Genomic DNA, 6854 nt, shown 5'->3' on the forward strand with positions numbered 1-6854 from the left:
CCTGCCTCGCCGGCGAGGGCCCGGCGCCGGCGCCCGAGGCGGTGGCCGCGCGCCTGCTGGCCGCGCTCGACGCCTGGCGCGGCCGCCCGGCACAGGGCCTGGTGGATGCCTGGATGCGACGGGGGCCCATGCCGGGGACGCGGTTGACCTTGCGGCTCGGCGGGGGTGAAACGGTCGGCACCTATGCGGGGCTGGCCGAGGACGGCGCCCTGCTGCTCGACACCGGCGCCGGTCCGCGGCGTTTCGGGTCCGGCGAACTCGACGGAGCCTGAGCCCCATGCTGCTGGTGGTGGATGCGGGCAACACGAACATCGTCTTCGCCGTCCATGACGGGACGGAATGGCGCGGCCGCTGGCGCGTCCGCACCGACCCGGAGCGGACGTCGGACGAATACGCGGTCTGGCTGCTGGCCCTGCTGCAGCATGCCGGGCTGAAGCCCGCCGACATCACGCGCTGTGCGATCGGGACGGTGGTGCCGGCGGCACTGTACAACCTTCGCCGGCTCTGCCGCGACTGGTTCGACTGCGAGCCGCTGATCGCCCGCGCGCCGCTCGACTGGGGGTTCGACATCCGGGTGGACGCGCCGCATGAGGTCGGCGCCGACCGCCTGCTGAACGCGCTGGCGGCGCATCACCGCTACAAGGGGCCGCTGATCGTCATCGATTTCGGCACCGCGACGACCTTCGACGTGGTGGCGCGCGACGGCGCCTATCTCGGCGGAGTGATCGCGCCGGGCATCAACCTCTCGATCGAGGCGCTGCATCGCGCCGCGGCGCGCCTGCCGCGCATCGGCATCGGCCGGCCGCAGGCGGTGGTCGGTCGCAACACGGTCGCGGCCATGCAATCGGGCATCTACTGGGGCTATGTCGGGCTGATCGAGGGCATCGTCGCCCGCATCCGCGCCGAGCACGACGAGGCGGCCGAGGGGCATCTCAAGGTCATCGCGACCGGCGGCCTCGCGCCGCTCTTCGCCGAGGGCACGACGGTGATCGAGACGACCGACCCCGACACGACGCTGGACGGGCTGCGCCTGTTGGCGGACCGCAACCCGGCCCCCACATTGGTGCGGCACCCCCGCCGCGACGAGAGCCTCGCCTGAGGCGCGACACCCGACCCGACCCGACCTGACGACTGCACTGGAACTGAAATGACCGGAGACCTGGCCTTCATCCCGCTCGGCGGGACGGGGGAGATCGGCCTCAACCTGAACGTCTATCGCTGCGACGGACAGCTTCTCGCCGTGGATTGCGGCCTCGGCTTCGGCGGTCCCGAGCATCCGGAAGTGGATGTGCTGGTGCCCGATGCCGGCTGGCTCGCGGCGCGCCGCGACCGGCTCGTGGGGCTCGTGATCACGCATGCGCATGAGGACCACATCGGCGCGGTCGCGCATCTCTGGCCGCAGCTGCGCTGCCCCATCCATGCCAGCCCCTTCGTCTGTGCCGTGCTGCGCCGCAAGCTCGGCGAGGCCGGGCTGCTGGGGCAGGTGGAGATCGTGACCCATGCGCCGGGCAGCCGCTGGACGATCGGCGCCTTCGACCTCGAGTTCCTGCGCGTCGCCCATTCGGTGCCGGAGGCGCAGGCGCTCGCGATCCGCACGCCGCGCGGCAACGTGCTGCACACCGGCGACTGGAAGCTCGACCCCAACCCGCTGATCGGCCCGCCGACCGACGAGGCCGCCTTCGCCCGCTTCGGCGAGGAAGGCGTGCTGGCGATGGTCTGCGACAGCACCAATGCGATGGTCGAAGGCCATTCGGGCAGCGAGGCGGAGGTGCGACGCAACCTCGCCGCCATCATCCGCAAGCTGAAGGGTCGCGTCGCCGTCACCTGCTTCGCGACCAACATCGCCCGCGTCGAGAGCGTGGCGCTTGCCGCCCGCGCCGCGGGGCGGGAGGTGGCGCTGTTCGGCCGGTCCTTGCGCAACGCCGAGGCCGCGGCGCGGGAATGCGGCTACCTCCGCGACCTGCCGCCCTTCCTGACGGAGGAGCAGTCGGCCGACGTGCCCGACGACAGGCTCGTCATCGTCTGCACCGGCAGCCAGGGCGAGCCGCGCAGCGCCATGGCGAAGATCGCCGCCGACAAGCACCCGCACATCTCGCTCGGCGAGGGCGACACGGTGATCTTCTCCTCGCGCATGATCCCCGGGAACGAGCGCGCGATCCTGCGTATCCAGGACGAGCTGAGCCGGGCCGGCGTCGAGGTGATGACGGCCGATGACCACATGGTCCATGTCTCGGGCCACCCGGCGCGCGACGAGCTCAAGCGGCTGTATCAGCTGGTGAAGCCGAAATACTGCGTGCCGGTGCATGGTGAGTGGCGGCACATGAACGAGCACGCCAACCTGGCCGAAGGCCTCGGCGTGGAGGCCTATGTGATCGAGGATGGCGACGTGCTGCGCCTTTCGCCCGGGGAGCCCGACATCGTCGAAAGCGTGCCGGTCGGGCGCCTTGCCGTGGATGGTGACCGGCTGCTGCCGCTCGACGGCGACGTGCTGGCGGCGCGCAAGAAGATGCTGGTGAACGGCGTCGTCATTGCCTCGCTCGCCGTGGACGGGTCGGGGCGCGTGCTGGGCCAGCCGCAGGTCTCGGCGCCGGGGCTGTTCGACGGGACCGATGACGAGCCCGCGCAGATCGCGGCCGACCTGGCGCGCGCGGTGGTAGAGCTGCCGGGGCCGCTGAAGCGCGAGGACGGGGCGCTGCGCGAGGCGGCGCGGACCGCCGTGCGCCGGGCCGTCGGACGCCGGCTGCGCAAGCGGCCGAGCGTCGAGGTGCATCTGCTGCGGGTCTGACGGGGGGCGCGGGGCATGGATTGGTTCACCGGGGTCGTCGTCTACCTGCTGATCTGGTGGACGGCGCTGTTCGCTGTCCTGCCGATCGGCACGAAGCCGGTCGAGGATCCGGACCCCGAGGCCGGGGGCTGGCGCGGGGCGCCGGCGCGGCCGCTGCTGGGGCGCAAGGTGATCGGCACGACGGTGCTGGCCGGGGTGCTCTGGCTCGGCGTCTATGCGGTGATCGAGTCCGGGCTGGTCAGCTTCCGCGAGGGCTTCTTCGCCTATGAGGGCGCGGCTGTTTCGCGTCCCTGGCCCGGCGGCGCACAAAATTAAGGCGGCTACCCTGCCTCCCCAGCAGGTGCCGCCTTGGCATTGAGCAGTTCGTCTCCGGAAGCCTGTTTTTTGGCTTCCACCGGCCGGCTTTCTTGTTGTGCCGCCTCGGCCGTCCACGCCATTGTGGCTTCAGGGAGAGGTTGATCCTCTCTCTGCCGTGTGACTGGCGTTTCCTCCCTAAACTCGGGCCGCCCCGCGAGGGTGCGGCCCGTTTTTTTGTGTAACGGTATCCTCCGTGAAAGCAAGGCTTTTTTCAGCACTTGCGGGCCTGTGATGCCGCCTGGGTTGCCCAAGGCAAGTATTGCCGGTCACGTTATTGCGCCGCAGCAGACGTCGCGTCGAGCCACCGGCGACGTTACATCAGGATCCTATGCATTGACGCGAAGCCATTGAATCCCTTCGGCCGACCGCGAGGGCTCCGCGCCGCCGTTTCGCGCGATCCAGGGCTGCGCTAGGGTCCGCCGCACTTTCCACTCGCCCGGAGCCGATCCTTGCGCCTCTCCCGCGCCTTCCTGCCCACGCTGAAGGAAACCCCTGCCGAGGCGCAGATCGTTTCGCACCGGCTGATGCTGCGCGCGGGGCTGATCCGCCAGACGGCTGCCGGCATCTATGCTTGGTTGCCGCTCGGCTGGCGCGCGCTCCAGAAGGTCGAGCAGATCGTGCGGGAGGAGCAGGACCGGGCAGGGGCGCAGGAGGTCCTGATGCCGACGATGCAGTCGGCCGATCTCTGGCGCCAGTCCGGGCGCTACGACGCCTATGGGCCGGAGATGCTGCGGCTGAAGGACCGGCACGAGCGGGAGATGCTGTTCGGCCCCACGAACGAGGAGATGGTGACCGACATCTTCGGTCAATTCGCGAAGTCCTATCGTGACCTGCCGCGCAATCTCTACCACATCCAGTGGAAGTTCCGCGACGAAGTGCGGCCCCGTTTCGGTGTCATGCGCGGGCGCGAGTTCCTGATGAAGGACGCCTATTCCTTCGATCTCACCAAGGCGGGCGCCGAGCATTCATACCGGCAGATGTTCGTGGCCTATCTGCGCACCTTCGCCCGCATGGGCCTCAAGGCCATCCCGATGCGCGCCGACACCGGCCCGATCGGCGGCGATCTCAGCCACGAATTCATCATCCTGGCCGAGACCGGCGAGTCCCAGGTCTTCGTGTCCCGCAAGCTGCTCGAGAAGGATCCGTTGGCCGAGGCGCCGGACTACGACGGCGACCTCGCGCCGATCGTCGAGGGCTGGACCTCGCACTACGCCGCGACCGAGGAGATGCACGACGCCGCGGCCTGGGAGAAGCTGCCGGAGGCCGAGCGCGTCTCGGCGCGCGGCATCGAGGTCGGGCACATCTTCTACTTCGGCACCAGATATTCGCAGCCGATGGGACTTTCGGTGCAGGGGCCGGACGGGGCGACGGTGGTGCCGGAGATGGGCAGCTACGGCATCGGCGTCTCGCGCCTCGTGGGTGCGATCATCGAGGCCAACCACGACGAGGCCGGCATCAAGTGGCCGGATGCCGTCGCGCCCTTCCGGGCCGCGGTGCTGAACCTCAAGCCGGGTGATTCCGCCTGCGATTCGTTGTGCGGGCAGCTCTACGCTTCCCTCGCTCACGACGCCGTGTATGACGACCGGGACGAGCGCGCGGGCCGCAAATTCGCCGATGCGGACCTGATGGGGCATCCCTGGCAGGTCATCGTCGGGCCGAAGGGCGCCGCCGCCGGTCGGGTGGAGCTCAAGCGCCGGATGACCGGGGAACGCCATGAGGTCTCGCCCGAGGATGCACTCGGGATGATCAAGGGCTGACATGCGGCACATGGTTCTGGCGATGGGGGTGCTGGCGCTGGCGCTCGCCCTGGCGACGCTGCTCGAGATGGCGGGGGTGGAGCAGAGCCTCGGCATGCTCGCGCTGGTCGGCGGGGTCGGGGGGCTTGCCGGCGGCATCGCCATGGACCTGCTGCAGCGTGCGGCGCGCGGCTGAGGCGGGCGGGGTGATGGACGCGGGGCCGCGGCTCGCGTAACCGGCTGCCATGTTCGACGCCTTCGAGCGCGCCGTCGCGTTCCGCTACCTCCGCGCCCGCAAGGGCGAGCGCTTCGTCTCCGTCATTGCGATCTTCTCGCTGGTCGGGATCGCGCTCGGCGTCGCGACGCTGATCATCGTGATGAGCGTGATGAACGGCTTCCGCCAGGAACTGCTGGGCCGGATCCTCGGCCTGAACGGCCATCTCGGCGTCTACGGCATCGAGCGCAACATCACCGACTACGACGCGGTGGCGCGGCGGATCCGCACCGTGCCGGGCGTGGTCAGCGCGACGCCGATCGTGGAAGGCCAGGTGCTGCTGACGAGCGAGCCGGGCGGCGCCTCGGGCGGGCTCGCGCGCGGCGTCAGGCCAGAGGATCTCCGTGCCCGCCGCATCATCGCCGACAACATCCAGCTCGGCTCGCTCGATCGGTTCGAAGGCGACGACGCCATCGTCATCGGCACGCGCCTCGCGCAGCGGCTGCGGATCACGGTGGGCGACAAGCTGACGCTGGTCTCGCCGCAGGGCCGGACGACGGTCTTCGGCACCGTGCCGCGGGTCCGCGCCTATACGGTCGTCGCGCTGTTCCAGGTCGGCATGCACGAATACGACAACAGCTTCGTCTTCCTGCCGATGGGTGCGGCGCAGACCTTCTTCCAGACCGGCGATGCCGCGACCCAGATCGAGACCTTCGTGCAGGACCCGACCGCGGTGCGCGGCGTCTCCCGCGGCATCCGCCAGGCGTTGGAGGGCACTCCGGTGCGAATCCTCGACTGGCAGGACGCCAACAGCTCGTTCTTTGCGGCCGTGCAGGTGGAGCGGAACGTCATGTTCCTGATCCTGACTCTGATCATCCTGGTCGCCGCCTTCAACATCGTCTCGTCCCTGATCATGCTGGTGAAGGACAAGGGGCGGGACATCGCGATCCTGCGGACCATGGGCGCGACCCGCGGGGCGATCCTGCGCATCTTCCTCCTTTGCGGCGCCTCGGTCGGCGTGGTCGGCACGCTGATCGGCTTCCTGATCGGCATCGCCTTCTGCGCCAACATCGAGAGCATCCGCCAGCTGATCCAGGCGCTGTCGGGCACCGAGCTGTTCAGCCCGGAGGTCTATTTCCTCTCGCGCCTGCCGGCGGTGGTGGATCCGCGGGAGGTGACGCAGGTGGTGCTGATGGGCCTCGGGCTCTCGCTGCTGGCGACGATCTATCCCTCCTGGCGCGCGGCGAAGACCGACCCGGTCGAGGCGCTGCGCAATGAGTGACGCGGCGCCGTTGGAGCTTCGCGCGGTCCGCCGCAGCTTCCGGACCGAGGCCGGCGAGCTTCCCGTCCTTCGGGGCGCCGATCTGACGCTGGCGGCGGGCGAGATCGTCGCTCTGGTCGCGCCGTCGGGCACCGGCAAGTCGACGCTGCTGCACCTGGCGGGCCTGCTGGAGAAACCGGATGGCGGCGAGGTCTTCGTCGGCGGGCAGGCGGCCGGCACGCTGTCGGACGACCAGCGCACCGCGATCCGCCGCACCACCATCGGCTTCGTCTACCAGTTCCATCACCTGCTGCCGGAGTTCACCGCGCTCGAGAACATCGCGCTGCCGCAGATGGCCGCCGGCACCGCGCGCGCGGCGGCGGATGCGCGCGCCGCGGAACTGCTCCACGCCTTCGGCCTGGCGGGGCGCGAGGCGCACCGGCCGGGCAAGCTCTCGGGCGGCGAGCAGCAGCGGGTCGCCATCGCCCGTGCGCTGGCCAA

7 protein-coding genes and 1 pseudogene are annotated in these 6854 nt (G+C 70.1%); all 8 read left to right on the forward strand.

The genetic code is table 11. The annotated features are described in order from the left end of the window. A pseudogene (locus tag L2I40_RS15980) lies at nucleotides 1-272 on the forward strand (biotin--[acetyl-CoA-carboxylase] ligase); the annotation flags it as partial. 5 nt (nucleotides 273-277) lie between these two features. Then, nucleotides 278-1099 (forward strand): type III pantothenate kinase, encoded by an 822-nt coding sequence (locus tag L2I40_RS15985; protein WP_237216192.1) that lies wholly within the window; start codon nucleotides 278-280, stop codon nucleotides 1097-1099. A 48-nt stretch (nucleotides 1100-1147) separates the two neighbouring features. After that, entirely contained in the window at nucleotides 1148-2785 is a 1638-nt protein-coding gene (locus L2I40_RS15990; RefSeq protein WP_237216193.1) for a ribonuclease J, read from the forward strand. 15 nt (nucleotides 2786-2800) lie between these two features. Beyond that, entirely contained in the window at nucleotides 2801-3100 is a 300-nt protein-coding gene (locus tag L2I40_RS15995) for a DUF1467 family protein (protein WP_237216194.1), read from the forward strand. Between the two features lie 491 nt (nucleotides 3101-3591). After that, on the forward strand, nucleotides 3592-4899 hold the full coding sequence (gene proS, locus L2I40_RS16000) for a proline--tRNA ligase (protein ID WP_237216195.1): 1308 nt from the start codon (nucleotides 3592-3594) through the stop codon (nucleotides 4897-4899). Between the two features lies 1 nt (nucleotide 4900). Beyond that, entirely contained in the window at nucleotides 4901-5074 is a 174-nt protein-coding gene (locus L2I40_RS16005) for a hypothetical protein (protein WP_237216196.1), read from the forward strand. Between the two features lie 49 nt (nucleotides 5075-5123). Further along, a complete protein-coding gene (locus tag L2I40_RS16010) occupies nucleotides 5124-6374 on the forward strand; it encodes a lipoprotein-releasing ABC transporter permease subunit (protein WP_237216197.1) in 1251 nt (416 codons plus the stop codon). Beyond that, on the forward strand, nucleotides 6367-6854 hold a 488-nt coding region (locus L2I40_RS16015), incomplete at its 3' end, for an ABC transporter ATP-binding protein (protein ID WP_237216198.1). The genes L2I40_RS16010 and L2I40_RS16015, both read left to right, overlap by 8 nt.

The organism is Falsiroseomonas oryziterrae (assembly GCF_021864505.1).
Classification (GTDB): Bacteria; Pseudomonadota; Alphaproteobacteria; order Acetobacterales; family Acetobacteraceae; genus Falsiroseomonas; species Falsiroseomonas oryziterrae.

Bases quoted from the DNA above. Each gene is read 5' to 3' on its own strand.
- L2I40_RS16010 (WP_237216197.1), top strand. From the start codon at position 5,124: ATGTTCGACGCCTTCGAGCGCGCCGTCGCGTTCCGCTACCTCCGCGCC.
- L2I40_RS15985 (WP_237216192.1), top strand. From the start codon at position 278: ATGCTGCTGGTGGTGGATGCGGGCAACACGAACATCGTCTTCGCCGTC.
- L2I40_RS15990 (WP_237216193.1), top strand. From the start codon at position 1,148: ATGACCGGAGACCTGGCCTTCATCCCGCTCGGCGGGACGGGGGAGATC.
- L2I40_RS15995 (WP_237216194.1), top strand. From the start codon at position 2,801: ATGGATTGGTTCACCGGGGTCGTCGTCTACCTGCTGATCTGGTGGACG.
- L2I40_RS16005 (WP_237216196.1), top strand. From the start codon at position 4,901: ATGCGGCACATGGTTCTGGCGATGGGGGTGCTGGCGCTGGCGCTCGCC.